We start from the raw sequence: 21,862 nt of genomic DNA, 5'->3' as shown, positions 1-21,862 counted from the left end.
CACCCATGAGCGACATCGACCCGCGTCCCGCCTTCCGCGACCCGAACCTGCCTCGCGCCGAGCGCGTCGCCGATCTCCTCTCCCGCCTCACCCTCGACGAGAAGATCGGCCTGCTGCACCAGTACCACCGTCCGGTCGAACGCCTCGGCATGGGCCCCTTCAAGACCGGCACCGAAGCGCTGCACGGTCTCGCGTGGCTCGGCGAGGCCACCGTCTTCCCGCAGGTGGTCGCCCTGGGCGCGACCTGGAACCCCGAGCTCGTGGAGCAGATCGGCGCGGCCGTCGCCGACGAGGTGCTGGCCTTCAACCACAACGACCCGGTCAAGGTCGGCCGCAACGTCTGGGCCCCCACCGTGAACCCCCTGCGCGACCCCCGCTGGGGCCGCAACGAGGAGGGCTACTCCGAGGACGCCGGCATGGCCGGCCTCATGGGCGCCGCCTACGCGCGGGGCCTCAAGGGCGACAACGGCTCCGTGTGGAAGACCGCGCCGTCCGTCAAGCACTTCCTCGCGTACGGCAACGAGGCCGACCGCTGCACCACGTCGTCGAACATGCCGCCGCGCGTCCTCCGCGAATACGAGTTCGCCGCCCACCGCCCGGCACTGGCGAGCGGCGACGCGGTCGCGGTCATGCTCTCGTACAACCTCGTCAACGGCCGCCCGGCGCACGTCACGCCCCTGGTCAACGACGAGCTCCGCACCTGGACCGACGAAGAGGTGTACATCGTCTCGGACGCCTACGCGCCCAACAACCTCGCGAACCTTCAGGGCTACTTCGAGGACCTCCCGACCGCCTACGCGGCGGCCGTGAAGGCCGGCCTCGACTCCTTCACGCAGGACGACGAGAACTCCCGCGACGTGCTGGTCCACGTGGAGACCGCCCTCGAGCGCGGCCTGCTCGAGGAGAGCGACATCGACACGGCCGTGCGCCGCAACCTCCACGTGCGCTTCGGCCTCGGCGAGTTCGACCCCGAGGACCCGTACGCGCACATCGGCGACGACGTGGTCAACTCGCCCGAGCACCAGGCGCTGGCCCGCGAGGCCGCGGCCCAGTCGATCACGCTCCTCAAGAACGACGGGCTCCTGCCGCTCGGCGGCCCGGGCGGCCGGGCCCCCAAGAAGATCGCGGTCCTCGGACCGTTCGCGGACGTGCAGATGCAGGACTGGTACTCCGGGACCCTGCCGTACGCCGTCACCGCCCGCCAGGCCCTCGGCGAGCGCGCCGAGGTCGTCTGCAGCGAGGCCGTCGACCGCGTCCGCCTGCGCCACAAGACCGGCTACGTGACCGCCGTCGAGGACGGCAAGGCCCTCGAGATCACCGACGCCACGGGCGCGGCGGCCCAGTACGACCTGTTCGACTGGGGCGGCTGGTCCTACACCGCCCGCAACGCCGCCACCGGCCTGTACGTGGACGGCCGCCTCGACGGCACCGTCGGCGCCGACTCGGTCGGCCCGCACGAGTTCGACGTGCACGAGACCTTCCGCATCGTCGAGCTGGAGGGCGGCAAGGTCGCCCTGCAGCAGATCCACGTGGCCGAAGGCGCCGAGGGCGGCAAGTGGTACGCCCTCGAGGACGGCCGGATCGTGCTGAGCGGCGACCGGACCGACGCCGTCGAGCTCGACATCGAGCTCGTCGTCAAGGGCCACGACACGGCCGCCGAGCTCGCCCGCGACGCCGACATCGCGATCGTCGTCCTCGGCGACCACCCGCTCGTCAACGGCCGCGAGACCGAGGACCGCACCGACCTGCGCCTGGCCAACGCCCAGGAGTGGCTCCTGCGGCGCGTCCAGGAGGCGAACCCGAATACGATTCTGGTCATGTCCTCCTCCTACCCCTACGCCGCCAACTGGGCCGAGAAGCACGTGCGCGCCGTGGTGTGGTCCGGCCACGGAGGCCAGGAGTGGGGCAACGCCCTCGCCGACGTCCTCTACGGGGACCGCGACCCCGAGGGCCGCCTCCCGCAGACCTGGTACACCGACGCGGCCGAGCTGCCCGCGATGCTCGACTACGACATCGTGGCCTCCGACGCGACCTACCTCTACTACCTCGGCCAGCCGCTCTACCCGTTCGGCCACGGCCTCTCCTACGCGGAGTTCAAGTACGCGAACCTGAAGGCCGACAAGGAGAACGCCAGGCCCGGCGACGAACTCACCGTCACCGTCGACGTCACCAACTCCAGCGACCGCGACGGCGTCGAGGTGGTGCAGCTCTACACGCACCAGTGCGGCTCCCGCGTGAAGCAGCCGCTGCGCCAGCTCCGCCGCTTCGCGAAGGTCCGCCTGGCCGCGGGCGAGACCCGCACCGTGGCGTTCACCGTCCCGGTGGACGAGCTCGCCCACTGGGACAACGTGACCGGGCGGATGATCGTGGAGAAGTCCCGCCAGCGCCTCATGGTCGGCCGCTCCGCCACCGACATCGTCCTCTCCGCCTCGGTGCGGGTCGACGGCGAGACCGTGGGCGCCCGCGACCTCTCGCAGCCCCTGGCCGCCACCGCGAACGACCTCTACGAGGGCGTGCTGTGGCGCGACGAGAACCGCACCAGCGGCGACGTGATCGCCGCCGAGCAGGCCGGCGGCTGGATCATGCTGGGCGACTGCGACTTCGGCGCAGCCGGGCGGTACGCGACGGTGACCGCCCGCGTCGCGGGCCAGGCCTCCCAGCTCCAGCTCCGCGTGGACGACCCGCTCGACGGCGACGTGCTCGCCAAGATCGACACGCCCGCGACGAACGGCGTGTACGACTACACCGACGTGACGGTCGAACTCGGCCGCATCGAAGGCGTCAAGGACCTGTACGTGTCCTTCGAGTCCGGGCCCGTGCGCCTCGCGTCGCTCTCGTTCGGAGAGGCGTAGTGGCCGGCCGGGGCGTCACGATCGCCGACGTCGCGGCGCGGGCCGGCGTCGCCGCCAGCACCGTCTCCTACGTGCTGAGCGGGAAGCGGTCGATCTCGCCCGAGACGGCCGACCGCGTCATGGCGGCCGTGGCCGACCTCGGCTACCACCCGCACGCCGGGGCGCGCTCGCTCGCCTCCCGGCGGGCGGGGGTCGTCGCGATGATGCTCCCGCTGCGCGACGGCATGCACCTGCCGGTGCTCATGCAGTTCGCCTCGGGCGCGGTCACCGAGGCCCGCCGCCATGATCAGGACGTGCTGCTCATGACCGCCGACGAGGGCCCGGCCGGACTCGCCCGGGTCGCCGCGTCGGCCATAGTGGACGGCCTGATCCTGATGGACGTGGAGGTCCGCGACCCGCGCGTGGAGACCCTGCGCCGCTTGGGACTCCCCAGCGTCCTCATCGGATTCCCGGCGGACGCCGAAGGCCTCACCTGCGTCGACCTCGACTTCGAGGCGGCCGGGCGCGTATGCGCGCAGTACCTCATCGAGCGCGGCTGCGGGGACATCGCCCTCCTCGGCGCCTCCGAAGCCGTCTACGCCCGCCGCACCGGCTTCGCCGAGCGCGTCCGCGAGGGCTTCCTCAGCCGCAACGCCTCGCGCGCCGAGGTCTGGCCCTGCCCGGACGACGCGGTCTCCGTGCAGCGCACCGTGAAGGAGCTTCTCACCTCCAAACCCGAGCTCACCGGCCTCGCCGTGCACAACGAACCGGCCGTCGGCCACGTCATGCACGCCCTCGCGGACGCGGGCAAGCAGGTGGGGGAGGACTTCCACGTCGTCGTCATCGGCCCCGACGAGGTCGCCGAGCGCACCCACCCGCAGCTGCCCTCGGTGCTCGTCCCGGCCGAGACCCTGGCCGAGACCGCGGTGCGCCACCTCATGCGCAAGCTCGACGGGTTCGACGTCCCGGACTCGACCCTCATCGAACCGCAGCTCACCCTGCGCTGACACGGACAGGACGGCGGCCCCGGGGGAGATGTCCCCGGGGCCGCCGCGCTATTCACTTGTCAGGAGAGGAAAGTCCTCGCGGGGTCAGCCGACCTCGAGGCCCTGCTCCTCGAGCCAGGCGAGGGAGTCGATCTTCTCGCCGTCGACCAGCACCTCGAAGTGCAGGTGCGGGCCGGTCGAGCCGCCGGTGTTCCCGGAGAGGATGATCGTGTCGCCCTTGGAGACCTTGTCGCCGACGCTCACGGGGACCTCGGAGGCGTGCGCGTACCGGGTCTCGAGGCCGTCGCCGTGGTCGACGTAGACCACGTTGCCGTAGCCGCCCGCCTCGAAGCCCACGTACGTCACGGTGCCGTCGCCGACCACCTTGATCTCGTCGCCCTCGAAGTTGCCGAAGTCGGTGCCGCCGTGCAGCCGGCCGTCGCGCATCCCGTAGTACGAGGTGATGGGCGCGTCGGACGGGGCGGTCCACGGGTTCGCCGCCTCAGCGGCCGCGGCAGCGGCCTCCGCGGCGGCCCGCTCGGCCTCCTCAGCGGCCACGCGCGCCGCCTCCTCGGCGGCGGCCTGCTCGGCGGCCTCCTTCGCGGCCTGCTCCTCGGCCGCCCGCTTCGCCTCTTCGGCGGCGGCCCGCTCGGCCTCCTCGCGGGCCTCCTGCTCGGCCACCCACTCGGTCTCCATCCCGGCCAGGACGGAGTCGACCTGCCACTCGGATTGGACGACCGTGTCGTTCTGCTGGTCCTCGGCCTCGGCGGCCTGCGCCGCGGCGTTCTGCCCCGAAAGGGCCGCGAGTCCGGAGCCGACGAGGATCGCGGCGGCGAGCCCGCCGTTCACGAAGCCCCAACTGTGACGTTCGCGACGAATGCGGCGGCGCCGAAGCACGGCCCGAAGCCGGCGGCTGGTCATTTCTCTGCCAGCGGATTCGCTGGTGTCGTCATGTTTGCCCATAGCGCGGGGAAACGTAACAGACCCGAATTGGACAACAAGCCCACGACCAGGCGATACAACGCCGGAACTGGTCCTCTTGCGGCAGAGGTCGGCACCCCGGGGCGGCCGCGCCTCCTCCGAAAGGACGAGGTGCATCACCGGGAGTGAGTGCTCGTTCACATTTGTCAGGGCGGCTGATATCGGCATGACCGTGACGTACGACGCCGCCTAAACTTGGAAGGTCTGCGGCAGCGTCGCTTCGAAGACCAGCCCGCCATCTCACCGGTCGCCGTCAAGGCCGCCATCGCCTGAAGGAGTCTCCACATGATCACTGCCACCGGTCTTGAGCTGCGCGCCGGTTCGCGCATCCTCGTGTCCGGGGCCGATCTGCGGATCCAGCCCGGCGACAGGATCGGGCTGGTCGGACGCAACGGCGCCGGCAAGACCACCACCATGAACGTCCTCGCCGGGCTCACCCAGCCCTACGCCGGGAAGATCGAGAACAACGGCCCCTTCGGGTACCTCCCGCAGGACCCCCGCTTCGCCGACCTCACGCAGACCGCCTCCAACCGCGTCCTCTCCGCCCGCGGCCTCGACCAGCTCATCGCCGACCTCGCCAAGACCGAGGCCGCGCTCGCCGAGGTCGCCGACGACGCCAAGCGCGACAAGCTCGTCAACCGCTACTCCCGCCTCGAAGAGCAGTTCTCCTCCCGCGGCGGCTACCAGGCCGAGTCCGAGGCCGCCCGCATCTGCTCCAAGCTCGGCCTCGAGGACCGCATCCTCGCCCAGCCGCTCGAGACCCTCTCCGGCGGCCAGCGCCGCCGCGTCGAACTCGCCCGCATCCTCTTCTCCGACGACGGCGACGGCATCCTCCTGCTCGACGAGCCCACCAACCACCTCGACGCCGACTCCATCAACTGGCTCCGCGGCTTCCTGGCCGGCCACAAGGGCGGCCTCGTCCTCATCACCCACGACGTGGAACTGCTCGACGAGGTCGTCAACACCGTCTGGTTCCTCGACCCCACCCGCTCGGTCATCGACGCCTACAACCTCGGCTGGACGGCCTACCAGCGCCAGCGCGCCGAAGACGCCGAACGGCGCCGCCGCGAGCGCGCGAACGCCGAGAAGAAGGCCGCCACCCTCACCAAGCAGGCCGCGAAGCTCGGCGCCAAGGCCACCAAGGCCAAGGCCGCCAAGGGCATGATCCGCCGCGCCGAGGAGATGCTCGACAACCTCGAAGAGGACCTGCTGCAGGAGAAGGTCGCCGACGTGCGCCTGCCGCAGCCCGCCCCGTGCGGCAAGGTCCCGCTCACCGCCTCGGGGCTCTCGAAGTCCTACGGCTCGCTCGAGATCTTCACCGGCGTCGACCTCGCCATCGACCGCGGCTCCCGCGTCGTCATCCTCGGCCTCAACGGCGCGGGCAAGACCACGCTGCTGCGGATGCTCGCCGGGACCCTCGAACCCGACACCGGCCAGGTCGAACCCGGCTACGGCCTGCGCATCGGCTACTTCGCGCAGGAGCACGACACGCTCGACCACACCGGCACCGTGCTGGAGCAGATGCAGTCGGCCGCCTCCGACTCCGGCGCCGACATCCCCGACGCGGACCTGCGCAAGATCCTCGGCGCGTTCCTGTTCCCCGGCGACGACGTGCACAAGCCCGTCCACGTGCTCTCGGGCGGGGAGAAGACGCGGCTCGCGCTGGCGAGCCTGGTGTGCTCGGGCGCGAACGTGCTGCTGCTCGACGAGCCCACGAACAACCTCGACCCGGCGAGCCGCCAGCAGGTGCTCGACGCGGTCGACGGCTTCACCGGCGCGATCGTGATGGTGACGCACGACCCGGGCGCGGTCGAGGCGCTGCGCCCCGAGCGCGCGATCCTCCTGCCGGACGGCGACGAGGACCTCTGGTCCGACGATCTGATGGAACTGGTCGAGCTGGCGTAAGCGGGTCAGCCCGAGTACATGAGCACGATCGCCGCGCAGGCGCCCGCGCCCGCCGTCACGAGCGGCACCCGCGCCGAGCGGGTGCGCGCCCTGCCGGCGTGGGCGCCGTGGGTCTGCGGGGCGGTGGCGGCGACGATCAGCCACGGGCACAAGGCGATCCACCCGTACTCGGGCTGCTCGGGGTTCGATCCGCTCAGCGGCGCGATCATCAGCGCCAGGAGCGGCCCGATCATGAGCGGCCACGCCGCGCTCGATCCGAAGCGCCGCAGGCTCTCGATGATCGCCGGGCCGCACGCCACGCACACGAGCGCGGGCATGAGCGCGAGCCACCACAGCTGGCCCGGGTGCGCCGCGATCTCGCCGATCGCCGCGTTGTAGGTGTCGACGAGCCCGTACGGCCACGAGTTGCCCAGGGCCGCAGCGAGACCGAGCACCGCGAGCGCCGATGCCGCCGCGGTGAGGATCTGCGCGGACCGGCGCCGCGCGAAGAAGATGCAGAGCAGCGAGACCGCGAACCAGGCCGCGCCGTAGGAGAGCAGCGCCGCGATGCCGAGCATGCCGCCGGCCGCCGCCGCGCCCCAGAACGCGTCCGAGCCGCGGACCTTCCGCTCCGATACCACTGCGCCGCAGGCGAGTACGGCCGCGCAGGCGGCCGCCGAGATGCCGTCGATGCCGAGGGTGGTCCAGGCCGCCCAGGGCCCGAGGATGAGGATCGGTGAGAGCGACCGCGCCGCGACGGGTCCGGCCACCGATTTGACGGCGACGAGCGTCAGCGGCACCGCCAGGCAGGAGATCGCGATCACCGTGATCGCCAGGCCCGCCTGGGATCCGGTGTAGGAGACCAGGAGTGCGATCGCCCGCCGCGCGCCGGCGGTGGCCGTCGTCATCGTCGTGGGGTCCACATTGGTGTGCAGGGCCGCCGACCAGGTGATGGAGGCCAGGTACGAGAGCACCAGGAGCGTGTTCCAGGACATGCGCGCCGCCATGGGCCGCGAGGCGATCGCGAGGACGGCCGCGGCGGTGAGCGGCGCGACCACCATGCCTGCGGTGACATGGAACTGGAGGTGCTGCGCGGGCCACCAGGGGAGCGTCGAGGGGCCGACCACTTCCGAGGAGGTCTCGACCGCGACCGACGCGAGCGTCAGCGTCGCCACCAGCAGCGTGATCCAGATGCCGGTGTCACGCACGCGGCCGTGGCGGTGCCGGGCCGGGGCGAGGGCTTCGACCCGGTCGGTGAGTGAGGTCTGCGGTGCGGTCACGTTACGAAACTATCGGGTATCCGACACAAGCGACCGCCGGGCGAGAAAACTCCGGCAAACTTCACAACGCACCTTCATTACCCTCCGTGCATAGGAAAGGACACATGGCACCAGAGGTTCCACCCCGCAGCAGTGGTGCGTCCGGCCTCCCCGCGGCCGAGTCGACCAGGACCGACCCGAACCGGCAGGTCCGGGGCATCGAACGCCGCGAGCTCACGGAGTTCGTGAGCGTCGAGTACGAGAAAGGGCAGAGCATCCGGGACATCGCCTCAACCATAGGGCGCTCCTACGGCTTCGTGCACCGGCTCCTCGCCGAGTCCGGCACCGAGCTGCGCACCCGGGGAGGCGCCCGGAAGGGCCCGCGGAAATAAAACGGGCCGGGCACGGCGTTGAGGGTTCGACTAGGAACCAGCTTCAGCCCAAGCCCCCCCGCTCCGCCTTGCAGGCAGACGACGAGCGCGGCCGACGAACGCACTTGGGCACACCTGAACACAGGAGGCCCAGTGTCATCGATGGGACCTGCCGGATGGGACGCCATGCGCTCCATGCGGCGCGCGGACGACCTCAAAGGCGTCACACTCTCCCGCGGCGTGAAGCGCCGCATCCTCCGCTTCGCGAGGCCCTACCGGCGCGACATCGGGTTCTTCATCGGACTCGTGACGCTCATCGCCGCGATCGGCGTCGCCACCCCGGTGCTCGCCGGTGACATCGTCAACGAGCTGACCGGCGCGAACGGCACCCAGCGCGGCGTCGTCACGATCGCCGCGATCATCGCCGGGCTCGCCGCGGTCGAGGGCGTCCTCAACCTCGCCATGCGCTGGCACGGCGCGAAGCTCGGCGAGGGCATCATCTTCGACCTGCGGCGGGCCGTGTTCGACCACGTCCAGTCGATGCCGGTCGCGTTCTTCACCCGCTCGCAGACCGGCGCGCTGGTCTCGCGGCTGAACAACGACGTGATGGGGGCGCAGCGGGCGTTCACGAGCACCCTCTCCGGGCTCGTCTCGAACGGCATCGCGGTCGCGCTCATCATCGGCGTCATGTTCTTCCAGTCCTGGCAGATCACGCTGCTCTCGCTGGTGCTCGTCCCGGTGTTCATCATCCCGGCGAAGTGGGTCGGCCGCAAGCTCGCGGCCCTGACCAAGGAGGGCTTCGACCTCAACGCGGCCATGAACACGCAGATGGCCGAGCGGTTCAACGTGGGCGGCGCGATGCTCGTGAAGCTCTTCGGCCGCCCCGAGACCGAGTCCGGCGAGTTCGCCGACAAAGCCGACCGGGTGCGCGGCATCGGCATCACCACCGCGATGTACGCGCGCACGTTCATCGTCGCGCTCACCCTCGTCGCCGGGCTCTCGCAGGCCCTCGCGTACGGGCTCGGCGGCGCGCTCGTGTTCGCCGGTGAGCTCAGCGCCGGCACCGTCGTCACCCTCGCACTGCTGCTGACGCGCCTGTACGGCCCGCTCACCGCCCTGTCGAACGTGCGCGTCGACGTCATGAGCGCCCTCGTGAGCTTCCAGCGCGTCTTCGAGATCCTCGACCTCCAGCCGCTCATCCGCGAGAAGGAGGACGCCCGCGAGCTCCCTGCCGGCGCCGCCTCGATCCGCTTCCGCGACGTGCGGTTCCGCTACCCCGGCGCCGACGAGGTCTCGCTCGCGAGCCTGGAGGACCTGGCCCGGCCGGACCGCTCGGACAACGGCCGCCAGATCCTCGACGGCGTCTCCTTCGAGGTCGCCCCCGGCGAGCTCGTGGCCCTCGTGGGCCCCTCCGGCGCCGGCAAGACCACCACCGCGACCCTGGTCCCGCGCCTGTACGACGTCACCGAGGGCGCGGTCGAGGTCGGCGGCGTCGACGTGCGCGACCTCAGCGCCGCCTCGCTGGCCGGGCACATCGGCATGGTCACCCAGGACGCGCACCTGTTCCACGACACCGTGCGCGAGAACCTGCGCTACGCCCGGCCGGACGCCGAGGACGAGCAGATCTGGGAGGCCCTCGACCGGGCCCAGATCGGCGACACCGTGCGCCGCCTCGAATCCGGGCTCGACACGGTCGTCGGCGAGCGCGGCTACCGGTTCTCCGGCGGCGAGAAGCAGCGCCTCGCGATCGCCCGAGTCCTGCTCAAGGCCCCGCCGATCGTCATCCTCGACGAGGCCACGGCCCACCTCGACTCCGAGTCCGAGGCGGCCGTCCAGCGCGCCCTCGACTCGGCCCTCGAAGGCCGCACCTCACTGGTCATCGCCCACCGGCTCTCCACCGTGCGGCGGGCGGACACGATCATCGTCCTCGATGACGGGCGCGTCGCCGAGTCGGGCTCGCACGAGCAGCTGGTGGAGCGCGGCGGCCTCTACGCGGAGCTGTACAGGACCCAGTTCGAGGGAGCCGGAGTATTGTAGAGTGCAGCAACTGTTTCGGAGTATTCTTCGCCGAAGTGGTGAAAGGCCAGCAATGGCAGCACGCACAGGCCTCGCCGCCGCAGGCCGCGCCGTTCCGCGGCGCGGGTGCAACGGCGGGTCTGACAATCAACATCGCAAGGAAACGCAGTAATGGCGCAAGGCACTGTCAAGTGGTTCAACTCCGAAAAGGGCTTCGGCTTCATCGCTCCTGATGGCGACGGACCGGACATCTTCGTTCACTTCACCGCGATCACCGGCAGCGGCTACCGCTCGCTCGAGGAGAACCAGCGGGTCGAGTTCGACGTGGAGCAAGGCAACAAGGGTCCGCAGGCGGCCAACCTGCGAGCGCTCTAACGCAACTGGCCGAAGCCGCTGCCCTTCATTGAAGGACAGCGGCTTCTGTGGTGTCCGGGGTCAGCCGGTGTAGTAGCCCCGCAGGATCGTCCCGCCCGAACTCTGGCCCGGCAGCGTCCGCGTGTCCGCGACGTTCCCGTCGCCGTCCACAAGGGTCAGCACGATCTGGCCGTACTGGTCGTCGCAGACGATCATCGAGCCGTCCGCGAGGAACACCACGTTCGGGTTCTGCGCCGCCACGGGCAGGTCCAGCTCTTCGCCCGTCGCGGTGTCCACGTACCGGTCGCAGCGGCTCGCCTGGGTGTGGCCCGCCTCCGCGGTCTCGGCGTCGTCGTACTGCAGGCACGCCCGGCTCAGATCCGCCGAGATCGACGACAGGCCGGTGAACTCCGCGTCCTCCTGCCAGACCGCCGCGCCGGCCAGTTCCACCCGGCCGCTCCCGTCGGGCCGCATCGCGACCTCGCCGCGCGAGTTCACCAGGTACTCGCCGTCCGCCGACCAGCGGGGCGAGCAGCCGACCTCGTCGGGCACCGCGAACGACGCCTCGCCGGTCGACACGTCGAGCAGGTACCCCCCGGTGCTCGCTGCGTCCGCCATGTTCAGCACCACCCGGTCCGAGTCGGGGGACCAGGACGGGGCGCACTGCACGGTGAATATCGGCAGCTCGTCGAGCTTCTCGCCGGTGAGGGTCGCCAGCGTCCCGGTGCACTCGTCGGCGCTCCCGACCGCGAACCGGTTCCCGTCGGGCGCCACGGCGTACTCGCCGTCCTGCAGGACCTGCAGGGGCTCCTCGCCTTCGAAGCGCACGAAGACCGGCTCCGCCTCCATGCCGTCCGAGCGCACCTCGAACACCAGCCCGTCGGGCAGCGTGTCGAGATCACCCATCGATTCCGAAGCGCCCCAACCCGACCAGTCCTCGGGAACCTCGCACCCGGAGGTCTCCTCCCCAGTGGGCGCCACCTCCTCGGGCGTCGTCTCTGGATCGGTCGGCGCCCCGGTCGCCTCCCTGGTGGGGTCGTCCACCGGCGGCGTCTCGACCCTGTCGCGGTCGATGATCGAGGCGGTCGCGCCGCCCGCCATCGCCAGTCCCGCGACGACGGTGATCGCGACCGCGGCGAGCCGCCGCCGCGTGATCGTCCGGGCCCTCCGGTACGCGCCCGCCGCCAGGTCCCGGGAAGGACCCTCGTCGCCGGCGATGCCATGCAGCACTTCGCGGATCGAGTCAGGCATTGGCCTCTCCCCTCGTGTTCGCGAATTCAGACTCCCAGCGCGCCAGGTGCGTGCCCGGATCGCCTCCGATCACCAGTTCGGGGAACCCGTTGCGCAGCCGCCGCAGTCCCCGCTGCACGCGGGCGCGCAGCGTCGTCACCGGGCAGTCCAGGATGGCCGCGGCCGAGGCCTCGGTCTGGTCCTCGAAGTACCGCAGCACGATCGCGGCCCGCTGGGTCGCCGGCAGCGACAGCAGCGCCGCGTGCACCGCCAGCCGCAGCGCCGTGTCGGGCTCCTCGTCCGCCCGCTCCGGCACGGCCTCGGTCGCGACTTCGGCGACCTTCGACCGCCGCCAGATGCTCACATGCAGGTGGTACATGGTGCGCCGCGTGTACGCCTCGGCGTTCGCGGTGCGGTGCAGGCGCTTCCACGACCGCCACGTGCGGGCGAGCGCGTCCTGCACCAGATCCTCGGCGAGGCCCCGGTCGCCGGTGAGCAGGTACGCCGAGGCGCACAGCGCCCCTGACCGCGCCCGCACGAAATCCTCGAACTCGCTCTGCCTCGTGGGCGCCCCAGAAGGTGGGGGACCCGGCGGCTCCCCAGCGGGGACAGACGATCCGGTCACGGTCGGTTCCGTTTCTATAAGGGAGAACAGGTGGAGATATCTGTAGAGACGGGAAAACCGCCACGAGTCCGCATCGTACGAACGGTCAGCCACAACTGACCGAACGGACAGTACGCGGGCGTCCACCGATATCGGATTGAGACAGTCGGAGGTACACGGCACACTGTCCCAGTGGAAATCATCGAAATGAACCCCGAATCCCCTGAGCTCGTGGAACAGGCGTTCGCCGTGCTCACCGCCGCCCACCGCGCGGACACCCCCGAGAACCCCGTCCCCGTCGAGCGGTTCTTCAAGACCCTCTTCACCCACGCCTTCCCCGGCCGCGAGAACCACTGGTTCGCCTGCGTCGAGGACGGCGCCCTCCTCGGCCACACCCGCCTCACCTTCTTCACCGACGAGAACCGCGAACTCGCGATGCTGCGCTTCAGCGCCGTCCACCCCGACCACCGCGGCCGCGGCATCGGCACCGCCCTCCTCGACCACGCCGAGCGCTTCAGCGCCGAGCACGGCCGCACCACCGTCCTCACCAGCGCCCCCGTCTACTGGCAGGACGGCCCCGCGCGCAATGAGGACTTCGCACGGCTCCTGGAATCCCGCGGCTACGGCAAGGCCCTCCTCACCGTCAACCGCCGCAGCCCCGTCGACCCCCTCGGACCCGACCGCGAAGCCGAGCAGTACGCCGAGGCGCTCGCCGCCGCCGGCGACGCCTACGAAGTGCGCCAATGGATCGGCCCCGTCCCCGACGACCTGCTCGACACCATGTGCCGCATGGAGACCATGATCATCAGCGAGATCCCCCTGGGGGAGATCGAGATGGAGCCCGAGCAGGTCACCCCCGAGAAGCTCCGCGGCCGCGAGGCCGTCTACGCCGCCGAAGGGCGGATCATCGCCCACTCCGTCGCCATCGAGCGCGCCACCGGCGAGATCGTGGCATGGACCGAGGTCGCCGTCGACGAAGGCGACTACCGCGACGCCCACCAGGCCATCACCATCGTCGACCCCGGCCACCGCGGCCACCGCCTCGGCCTGCTCCTCAAACTCGCGAACCTCCGCCAGATCCGCGACCGCTTCCCGCGCGTCGAGTACATCTGGACCGACAACGCCGACGTCAACGCCCCGATGATCGCCATCAACGAACTCCTCAACTACACCACCATGGACGCCAACGCCGAGTACCAGCTCAAGCTGGAGGCACGATGAACCGGAAAGGACCGGCGGACCTGAAGATCCGCCTCGTCGACCCGGCCGACGAGCCCGCGGTCGACCGCGCCCACGCCGTCCAGGAAGCCGCGCGCGCCTTCGACCACCCGGAGACCGCGCCCGAGGGCCGGCGCAGGTTCGGCGGATTCCTCGCCCAGCCGCCGCAGGACACGCAGGTCCGCTGCTACCTCGCCGAGATCGGCGGCACCGCGGCCGGGGTCCTCGTCATGCACCTGCTGGGCAAGGAGAACGCGCACTACGCCGAGACCGAGATGGCCGTCCACCCCGACCACCGCCGCCGCGGCGTCGGCACGGCCCTGCTCGAACGCCTCCTCGAAACCGCCCGCGAAGAGGTCCGCACGGAAGTGGTCGTCCTGGCCCGCATCGCCGTCGAGGGCGGCCCGGCCCGCATCGAGACCGGCGCGCGGTTCCTCGAAAAGCGCGGCTTCACCGCCGCCCTCGCCGAGATCGACCGCAGCCTCCGCCTCGACACGGTCGACCCCGCCGCCGAGACCCGCCTCTGGGACGAGTCGATCGGCGCCGCCGCCGACTACGAACTCGTCTCCTGGACCGGCCGCACCCCCGAGCAGTACCTGGAAGGGCTCAGCCGCATCGACTCCCAGATCTTCACCGAGATCCCCCTGGGCGAGGTCGACCTCCGCCCCCGCACCATCGACACCGCGTACGTCATCGCCCGCGACGACCGCGCGGAAGCCCAGGGCGACACGGTGATCCGCACCGTCGCCGTCCACCGGCCCACTGGCGAGATCGCCGCCAACACCGTCATCTACATACACGGCGACGAGGCGCACGCCCGCCAGGCCATCACCATCGTCGACCCGGCCCACCGCGGCCACCGCCTCGGCCTCCTCGCCAAACTCGCCAACCACCGCCGGCTCCGCGAACACCGCCCGGAGGTCACCACCGTCTGGACCGGCAACGCCGACACCAACGTCCACATGGCGGCCATCAACGAGCTGCTCGGCTTCCGCCCCGTCGACGCCTGCGTCAGCTACCAGCGCAAGCTCGCCTGACCGACCCGTCGGGCCGGGCGCGAGTCCGGCCCGACATCGATTGCACCCCAATCGTTCGCAATCGTCCTCTTATACTCGCCCGATGGACATCGCCGAGATCGGACCCGACGACCACGCCCGCATGACCGAAGCCGCCGGCCTCGCCGCCACCGTCAGGGCCGCCGACGCCCCCGGCGGCCAGCCGATCATCGCCGCCCACTTCGCGGCCGCCATCGCCCACCCGCGGCCGGGCCACCGCGTGCACCACTACACCGCCGCCATCGACGACCGCGTCATCGGCTACCTGCGCCTCGACGTCGCACCCGAGAACCCCGGCACCGCCTCCGGCGAACTCCTCGTCCACCCCGCCCACCGCGGCGAAGGCCACGGCACCGCCCTCCTCGACCACGCCCTCGCGGTCTGCCGCGCCGAGGACCGCCGCACCCTCACCTTCAGCACCATCTACGCCCTCGACGACGGCCCGCAGCGCTCCGGCGACGGCACCCGCTTCCTCGAACGCCACGGCTTCACCCTCGCCCTCGACCTCGTGCGCCGCCGCCTCCCCGTCCACACCCCCGACGACGCCGCCGAGCAGCGCCTCTGGGACGAGGCGCTGGCCGCGTCCGGCGACTACGAGGTCCGGAGCTGGACCGGCCCGGTCCCGGACGAGCTCCTCGACGCCATGTGCCGCATGGACGCGATGATCCTCACGCAGGTGCCGATGGGCGACCTCGACATGGCGCCCGAGCGGGTCGACCCCGCGCGGTTCCGCGCCAAGGAGGCCGTCCTGGCCGCCCACCGCATGACCCCGGTCCACACCGTCGCCGTCCACCGCGCCACCGGCGAGGTCGTCGCGCACACCCGCGTCGACGTGTACGACGTCCCCGACGCCCGGCACGGCCACGTCCTCATCACCCTCGTCGACCCGGCCCACCGCGGCCACCGCCTCGGCCTCCTCGCCAAACTCGCCAACCTCCGCCACCTGCGCGAGCACCACCCGGACGTCACCGAGCTGTGGACCGCCAACGCCGCTTCCAACGCCCCGATGATCGCCGTCAACGAGCGCCTCGGGTTTGCGCCGGTGGAGCGCATCGGGATCCACCAGAGGGCCGTCGGAGGCGGCCCCGACGTCTGAGCCGGGACCTCGCGCGCCGAATCCGAAATTCGGTTGCCCAGGTCACCGCCGGTGTCCACACTGACGAGATGGAAATCATCGAACTCGACCCCGCTGACGGCGATCTCGTCTCCGGCGCATTCGACGTCATGTGCGCCGTCCACGCGGCGGACCACCCCGAGAACCCCTCCCCGCACCGCGCCACCTTCGTCGCGGGACTGAGCTACCCGCCGCCGGACGAGGACGAGGCCCACTTCGTCGCCGTCGAGGACGGCCGGGTCGTCGGCCTCCTCGGCATCGGCATGCCCAACCGCGGCAACCTGCACTTCGCCTGGGCCTGGATCAACGTCCACCCCGACCACCGCCGCAAGGGCATCGGCTCGGCCCTGGTCGACACGTACATCGCGTACGCCCGCGAGCGCGGCCGCACCGACCTCACCCTCGACACCCATATGAGCTGGGAGGGCGGGCACGAGCGCTCCAAGGCCGGGCAGCTGTTCAACGAGAAGCACGGCTTCAAGCTCGCGCTCACCTGGATCAACCGCCGCTGCGCCGTGGACGCCCTCGACGCCGCCACCGAGCAGGCCCTCCTCGAGAAGGCCGAGGCCGCCGCGGGCGACGACTACGAGATCATCTCGTGGGTCGGGCGCACCCCCGCGGAGCTCATCGAGACGATGGCGCGCATCGACTCCACGATCCTCGCGGAGGTCCCGCTCGGCGAACTCGCGCTCGAACCCGAGACCATCGACGCGGAGCTGAAGACCGCCAAGCAGGACCGCAGCGAGGCCATGGGCATGAAGACCGTCCAGACCGTCGCCCGCTACCGCGGCACCGGCGAGGTCGTCGCCAACACGTGCGTGTTCATTCACGACGACGGCGAGTTCCCGGACGCCTACCAGGGCATCACGATCGTCGACAAGGACCACCGCGGCCACCGCCTGGGCCTGCTCCTCAAGATCGTCAACGTGCGGCTGGTGCGCGAGAACTTCCCGCACGTCCGTGCGATCTGGACGGACAACGCCGACGTCAACGCCCCGATGATCGACATCAACGTGACCCTCGGGTACGAGATCGTCGACGCCGGCGGCGAGTTCCAGCGCAAGTTCGAGGCCTGAACCGAGTAGGACACGCCTGGGGACACGGCCGCGAAATGGTGTCTCTAGGCACAAGACGACCGCGGAGGTGGCGAGCCCCCTCCGCGGTCCGCTATTGTCAATAGCTGGCCCTCTTAGTGGCCCGATCAGGCGCGTCCCGCCCCATCACCGTCGGCTCATGGTGAACCAAAGCTCCGCGGAACGTGCGTCACTTTACGAAGTCGTTCTCGCGGAAGGCGAACCATGACTCTTGACCAAATTGTGCCCGATGCTGCCATGAAGGAATCCGACATGGCACTCGAAACTCTTGAAACCCCCGAAACCACCGACGCGCAGGCCGTCGAGACCGCTGTCGCGACCGAGGCCCCCGCCCCGGTCGAAGCCGCCGTCGAGACCGTCGAAGCCGTCGAGGCCGCCGATGTCGAGACCGCTGCGGCCGTCGAGACCACCGAAGCGGTTGCGACTCCTGACGCGGAGTTCACCGTCGAGGCCGACGAGGTCCCGGTCTACACCGGCCCGTCCTTCGAAGAGCTCGGCCTGCCCGAGAAGATCACCGCCGCACTGGCCGAGCAGGGCATCATCACGCCCTTCCCGATCCAGGCCGCGACGATCCCCGACGCCCTCGCCGGGCGCGACATCCTCGGCCGCGGCCAGACCGGCTCGGGCAAGACCCTGGCCTTCGGCCTGCCGACCCTGGCCCGCCTCGCCGCGGGCGGTCGCACCAAGGCCAAGCGGCCCCGCGCGATCATCCTGACCCCGACCCGCGAACTGGCGATCCAGGTCGCCGAGTCGCTCCAGACCTTCGGCGACGCCGTCGGCATCGACATGAAGGTCGTCTGCGGCGGTACGGCGTTCAACCGCCAGATCGACGCGCTGCGCTCCGGCGTCGACATGCTCGTCGCGACCCCGGGCCGCCTGCGCGACCTGATCCGCCGCGGCGAGTGCTCGCTCGACTCGGTCGAGCTCGCCATCCTCGACGAGGCCGACCAGATGGCCGACATGGGCTTCCTGCCCGAGGTCGAGGAGCTGTTCGACATGCTCCCCGTCGGCGGCCAGCGCATGCTCTTCTCCGCGACCCTGGAGAAGGAGATCGACGTCCTGGTGCGCAAGTACCTGCAGGACCCGGTCACCCACTCGGTCGACCCGTCGGCCGGCTCGGTCACCACCATGACCCACCACCTGCTGCTCATCGGCCCGCGCGACAAGGCCACGATGACGGCCGCCGTCGCCGCCCGCCCGGGCCTGACGATGGTGTTCGTCCGCACGCAGCTCGCCGTCGACCGGATCGCCGAGGAACTGCGCGAGCAGGGCGTCAAGGCCGAGGGCCTGCACGGCGGCATGTCGCAGGTCGACCGCTCCAAGGTCCTGGACCGCTTCAAGAACGGGCGCCTCGACGCCCTCGTCTGCACCGACGTCGCGGCCCGCGGCATCCACGTGGACGGTGTCGACATGGTCCTCCACGTCGACCCGCCGAAGACCCACAAGGACTACCTGCACCGCGCCGGGCGCACCGCCCGCGCCGGCCAGTCCGGGCACGTCGCGACCCTGGTGCTGCCGCACCAGAACCGCAGCATGTTCAGCCTGATCGAGCGTGCGGGCGTGGAGGCCCAGCGCCACCACGTGGGCGACAACTTCGACACCGAGCTGGCCGCGCTCATGGGCGCCCGCAACTTCACCGACCTCCGGGCGGTGGCGGCGGACCACCAGGCCTCGCAGAACGATGCCGAGGCCGCGCGCCTGGAGCAGCAGATCCAGCGCCTGAAGGAGGACGCCGAGGGCCTGCGCGCCCAGGCGGCCCGTCTGCGCGAGCAGGCCGAGCGCGAGATCCTCGACCCGCCGAAGCGCCGCGAGCGCGACGACCGCGGCCCGCGCCGCGAGCGTGACGACCGCGGTGGCGGCGAGCGTCGCAGCGGCGGCTACCAGGGCAACCGCGGCGGCAGCGGTGGCGGGGGCTACCGGGGCAACCGTGAAGGCGGCTCCGGCGGCGGCTACCGCGGCAACCGCGAGGGCGGTTCCGGCGGGGGCTACCAGGGCAACCGTGACGGCGGCGGCTACCGCGGGAACCGTGAAGGCGGTTCCGGCGGCGGTTACCAGGGCAACCGCGAAGGCGGCTACCGCGGCAACCGCGAGGGCGGTTCCGGCGGCGGTTACCAGGGCAACCGCGAAGGCGGCTACCAGGGCAACCGCAGCAGCGGCGGCTACCAGGGCAACCGTGACGGCGGCGGCTACCGCGGCGGCGACAACCGCAGCGGCGGCTACTCCGGCGGCGGCGAGCGTCGCAGCTACGGCGACCGCGACAACCGCGGTGGCGGCGGCTTCCGCAGCGACGATCGCGGCACCCGCAGCGGTTTCCGCGGCGACGACCGTGGCAGCCGTGAAGGCGGCGGCTTCCGCGGCGACCGTGAGCGTCGCGACCGCTGGTAAGCAGCACCGCATCACGGCGATCTGACTGAGCGAGCGGCCCTGAGGAAATTCGTTTCCTCAGGGCCGCTTCGCGTTTTCTTGAAGGCCCGCCCCGAACGCTCGCTGCCTCGTCGCCGTGCGCGTGGTCTGGTGCCGGCGCACTGCGAGGCGGTGAGCGTCCAGGGGGATCGCAGCGGCGGGTGGACGTGGACGCCCGCCGTCCGCTCTCAGGCCACGCACGGGAGTGGCGACCTCCATGACCGTTCGGGGGGCCGGGCATGGTCCGGGGCGCGTGGCCGCCGCACCGGTCTCCTTGCCGCCGAAGACGACCGATGCGCTCGTCGGGCGGCCCGAGTACGCTGGTGCGGTCCCGATCCGCCTCCCCAGAAAGCTCGGCATGGACTCCGCCCCTCGCACGGCTGCCGCGCTCGGCATCGATTTCGGCACGCACCACACGGTCGCGACGGTGCTGCGCGACGACGGTCGCCGCCACCAGCTGCTCTTCGAGGGCACGCCCTTGCTGCCTTCAGGGATATATCTCGACAACGAGGCATCAATCTCGGTGGGGCGCGACGCCGCCCGCGAGGGCCGCCGCCATCCCGAACGCTACGAGCGCAACCCGAAGCTGCGCCTCGACGTCCCCACGATCCTCCTGGGCGACAAGGAGATCCCCGTCCGCGAAGCGGTCGCGGCGGTCCTGCGCCGAGTGATCGCGGACTGCGGCACCGTCGCCGGCGTGCCGCGCTCGGTCACCGTGACCGTCCCCGCCGGCTGGGGCCCGGCCCGCCGCCACGTCATCGGCGACGCCGCCGCCGGCGCCGGTGCCGTGTCACCGGTCCTGCTGCCCGAGCCCGTCGCCGCCGCCCGCTACTTCGCCGACGTCCTCGGCCGCGAACTCGCGCCCGGTCAGACCCTCGTCGTCTTCGACCTCGGCGCGGGCACCTTCGACGCGAGCGCCGTGGCGCGCACCGGCACCGGCTACGACGTGCTCGCCGTGGACGGCTCGGACCGCATCGGCGGGCACTACTTCGACCAGGCCCTCGTGGAATACCTCGGCGGCCGCTTCGCCGGGTCCGAGGAGCGCGCCGAGCAGTGGGCCGGCCTCCTCGACCCCGACGCCGGACCGGAGCGCCGCCGCCAGCGCTTCGCGCTCTACGACGAAGTGCGCGAAGCGAAGGAGCGCCTGTCGCGGCGCACCAGCACGGAGATCGCGGTGCCCGGATTCGCGGTCGACGAAATGCTCACCCGCGCCGAACTCGAACTCCTCGCCCGCCCGCTGCTCACCCAGGCCGTGGCGATCACGCGGGCCGTGATCCGTGAGGCCGGACTCGAACCCGAGCAGCTCGCAGGGCTCTTCATGGTCGGCGGCGCGAGCCGGATGCCTTTGGCCGCCACCATGATCCATCAGGAGCTGGGTATCGCTCCGACCCTCATCGAGCAGCCCGAGCTGGTCGTCAGCGAAGGCGCCGTGGCGATCCACGCTGCGCCGACGCCGACGCCCGCGGCTCCGCTGCCGCCGGTCACCCCGGCGGCCCCTTACACTCCCGTCCCGCAGGTCCCGGTCGCGCCGAGCGTCCTGACGCCCGCCTCGGACCCGGCTGCGGTGCAGGGCCCGCCGACCGCGCCGCTGAGCGGGTTCGTGCCGCAGCCTCCTGCGCCGCAACCGGATCGGCGCTCCCCGCGGCCGTTCACCGTGTTCGTCATCGCGCTGCTCGTCGCCGTCCTCACCGGAGCGGTCCTCGCCGAGCTGATGAGCCGCGACGGCGACGGGACCGGCGGGGAGGACCCGACCGGCGCCAGCGGCGAGGGCACGCGCATCGAGCCCGAATCCGATGCCGCGCAGAGCGATACGGCCCTCCCCGCCTGGCCGGGCGAGGTCACCGAAGTCGTCTCCGGGGTCGCCACGCTGACCATCACCACCGACGCCGACCCGGACTCGACGGGCTGCCGCGTCGACTTCACCGGCTCCAGCTCCCAAGGCTCGGTGGAGGACCTGTCGTGCGCCGAGTTCACCCTGGAGGGCCTCAACGCCTCGGACACCTACTTCTACTCCATCCACAGTCCGCAGGAGGGCAGCGAACCGGTCACGGGGGTCGCCGACACGGCGGTCGTCACGGGGACCGTGCAGTGGGACTGCCCGCAGTCGCGCACGTACTGCCGGAACCAGGGCGGCAGTCCGGGCATCCGCGGCACCCCTGAGAGTTCGGCGGCCGTCGACTACGCCGACGTCGGCGAGCAGTTCGAACTCGCCTGCTACACGGCCGCCGAGGTCATCGACCCGAGGGGCGAGGAGGCCGGGGAGGGCTTCTGGGACTACCACCCCGGCAAGGACGCGTCGGACCTCATGATCGAGGTGGAGCTCTCCGAAGGCCGCGGTTACATTCCGTTCGTGTGGCTCGTGATCGACCCGGCGGACCTGAACTCCGTCGGGGGACTGGCGGCGTGCTGAGCCCTTCGCGCTCCTGAGCGCCCGGAGCCTCCGAGCGGGCACCGCTCGGAGG

At 71.4% G+C, this 21,862-nt stretch carries 16 protein-coding genes; 12 read left to right on the top strand and 4 right to left on the bottom strand.

What is annotated here, in order from left to right; genetic code table 11:
- The first annotated feature begins 5 nt into the window (after positions 1–5).
- Positions 6–2,852 carry a glycoside hydrolase family 3 protein gene (locus QWI33_RS06505; RefSeq protein ID WP_289956068.1) on the top strand — a complete coding sequence of 949 codons (2,847 nt, stop codon included), beginning with the start codon at positions 6–8 and terminating at the stop codon, positions 2,850–2,852.
- Positions 2,852–3,838, top strand: coding sequence for a LacI family DNA-binding transcriptional regulator (locus QWI33_RS06500; RefSeq protein ID WP_289956065.1), 987 nt, complete (start codon positions 2,852–2,854; stop codon positions 3,836–3,838). Before QWI33_RS06505 ends, QWI33_RS06500 begins: the two co-directional genes overlap by 1 nt.
- Before the next feature lie 84 nt (positions 3,839–3,922).
- On the opposite strand, the gene QWI33_RS06495 is transcribed toward QWI33_RS06500, so the two are convergent.
- A complete protein-coding gene (locus tag QWI33_RS06495; RefSeq protein ID WP_289956064.1) occupies positions 3,923–4,666 on the bottom strand; it encodes a M23 family metallopeptidase in 744 nt (247 codons plus the stop codon).
- A 417-nt stretch (positions 4,667–5,083) separates the two neighbouring features.
- On the opposite strand from QWI33_RS06495, the gene QWI33_RS06490 reads away from it, so the two are divergent.
- Entirely contained in the window at positions 5,084–6,703 is a 1,620-nt protein-coding gene (locus tag QWI33_RS06490) for an ABC-F family ATP-binding cassette domain-containing protein (protein WP_289956063.1), read from the top strand.
- A 5-nt stretch (positions 6,704–6,708) separates the two neighbouring features.
- On the opposite strand, the gene QWI33_RS06485 is transcribed toward QWI33_RS06490, so the two are convergent.
- The gene (locus tag QWI33_RS06485; RefSeq protein ID WP_289956062.1) at positions 6,709–7,962 is read right to left on the bottom strand and encodes a hypothetical protein; all 1,254 of its coding nucleotides are present in this window, start codon (positions 7,960–7,962) and stop codon (positions 6,709–6,711) included.
- A 104-nt stretch (positions 7,963–8,066) separates the two neighbouring features.
- Here QWI33_RS06485 and QWI33_RS06480 point away from each other — a divergent pair, with 104 nt between their 5' ends.
- The 3 genes from QWI33_RS06480 (at position 8,067) to QWI33_RS06470 (ending at position 10,703) form a co-directional block, all read left to right on the top strand.
- Entirely contained in the window at positions 8,067–8,333 is a 267-nt protein-coding gene (locus QWI33_RS06480; protein WP_289956061.1) for a helix-turn-helix domain-containing protein, read from the top strand.
- A gap of 141 nt (positions 8,334–8,474) precedes the next feature.
- A complete protein-coding gene (locus QWI33_RS06475) occupies positions 8,475–10,349 on the top strand; it encodes an ABC transporter ATP-binding protein (protein WP_289956060.1) in 1,875 nt (624 codons plus the stop codon).
- A gap of 150 nt (positions 10,350–10,499) precedes the next feature.
- Positions 10,500–10,703: a cold-shock protein gene (locus QWI33_RS06470; protein ID WP_289956059.1), complete on the top strand. Its 204-nt coding sequence runs from the start codon at positions 10,500–10,502 to the stop codon at positions 10,701–10,703.
- A 60-nt stretch (positions 10,704–10,763) separates the two neighbouring features.
- On the opposite strand, the gene QWI33_RS06465 is transcribed toward QWI33_RS06470, so the two are convergent.
- The gene (locus QWI33_RS06465) at positions 10,764–11,933 is read right to left on the bottom strand and encodes a TolB-like translocation protein (protein WP_289956058.1); all 1,170 of its coding nucleotides are present in this window, start codon (positions 11,931–11,933) and stop codon (positions 10,764–10,766) included.
- Positions 11,926–12,537, bottom strand: a complete 612-nt coding sequence (locus QWI33_RS06460) for a SigE family RNA polymerase sigma factor (RefSeq protein ID WP_289956057.1) — start codon at positions 12,535–12,537, stop codon at positions 11,926–11,928. Before QWI33_RS06460 ends, QWI33_RS06465 begins: the two co-directional genes overlap by 8 nt.
- A gap of 171 nt (positions 12,538–12,708) precedes the next feature.
- Here QWI33_RS06460 and QWI33_RS06455 point away from each other — a divergent pair, with 171 nt between their 5' ends.
- The 6 genes from QWI33_RS06455 to QWI33_RS06430 all read left to right on the top strand — a co-directional run bounded on the left by QWI33_RS06455 (position 12,709) and on the right by QWI33_RS06430 (position 21,810).
- The gene (locus QWI33_RS06455; RefSeq protein ID WP_289956056.1) at positions 12,709–13,737 is read left to right on the top strand and encodes a GNAT family N-acetyltransferase; all 1,029 of its coding nucleotides are present in this window, start codon (positions 12,709–12,711) and stop codon (positions 13,735–13,737) included.
- A complete protein-coding gene (locus QWI33_RS06450; RefSeq protein WP_289956055.1) occupies positions 13,734–14,771 on the top strand; it encodes a GNAT family N-acetyltransferase in 1,038 nt (345 codons plus the stop codon). The genes QWI33_RS06455 and QWI33_RS06450 overlap by 4 nt, the downstream gene beginning before the upstream one ends.
- Positions 14,772–14,853: 82 nt before the next feature.
- Positions 14,854–15,885: a GNAT family N-acetyltransferase gene (locus QWI33_RS06445; protein ID WP_289956054.1), complete on the top strand. Its 1,032-nt coding sequence runs from the start codon at positions 14,854–14,856 to the stop codon at positions 15,883–15,885.
- 68 nt (positions 15,886–15,953) lie between these two features.
- Entirely contained in the window at positions 15,954–16,979 is a 1,026-nt protein-coding gene (locus QWI33_RS06440) for a GNAT family N-acetyltransferase (RefSeq protein ID WP_289956053.1), read from the top strand.
- Between the two features lie 270 nt (positions 16,980–17,249).
- The gene (locus tag QWI33_RS06435) at positions 17,250–19,382 is read left to right on the top strand and encodes a DEAD/DEAH box helicase (protein ID WP_289956052.1); all 2,133 of its coding nucleotides are present in this window, start codon (positions 17,250–17,252) and stop codon (positions 19,380–19,382) included.
- Positions 19,383–19,758: 376 nt separating this feature from the next.
- The gene (locus tag QWI33_RS06430) at positions 19,759–21,810 is read left to right on the top strand and encodes an Hsp70 family protein (protein ID WP_289956051.1); all 2,052 of its coding nucleotides are present in this window, start codon (positions 19,759–19,761) and stop codon (positions 21,808–21,810) included.
- Positions 21,811–21,862: the final 52 nt, after the last annotated feature.

Source organism: Glycomyces tritici, from assembly GCF_030403505.1.
This window is presented reverse-complemented; position numbering and strand designations above follow the sequence as displayed.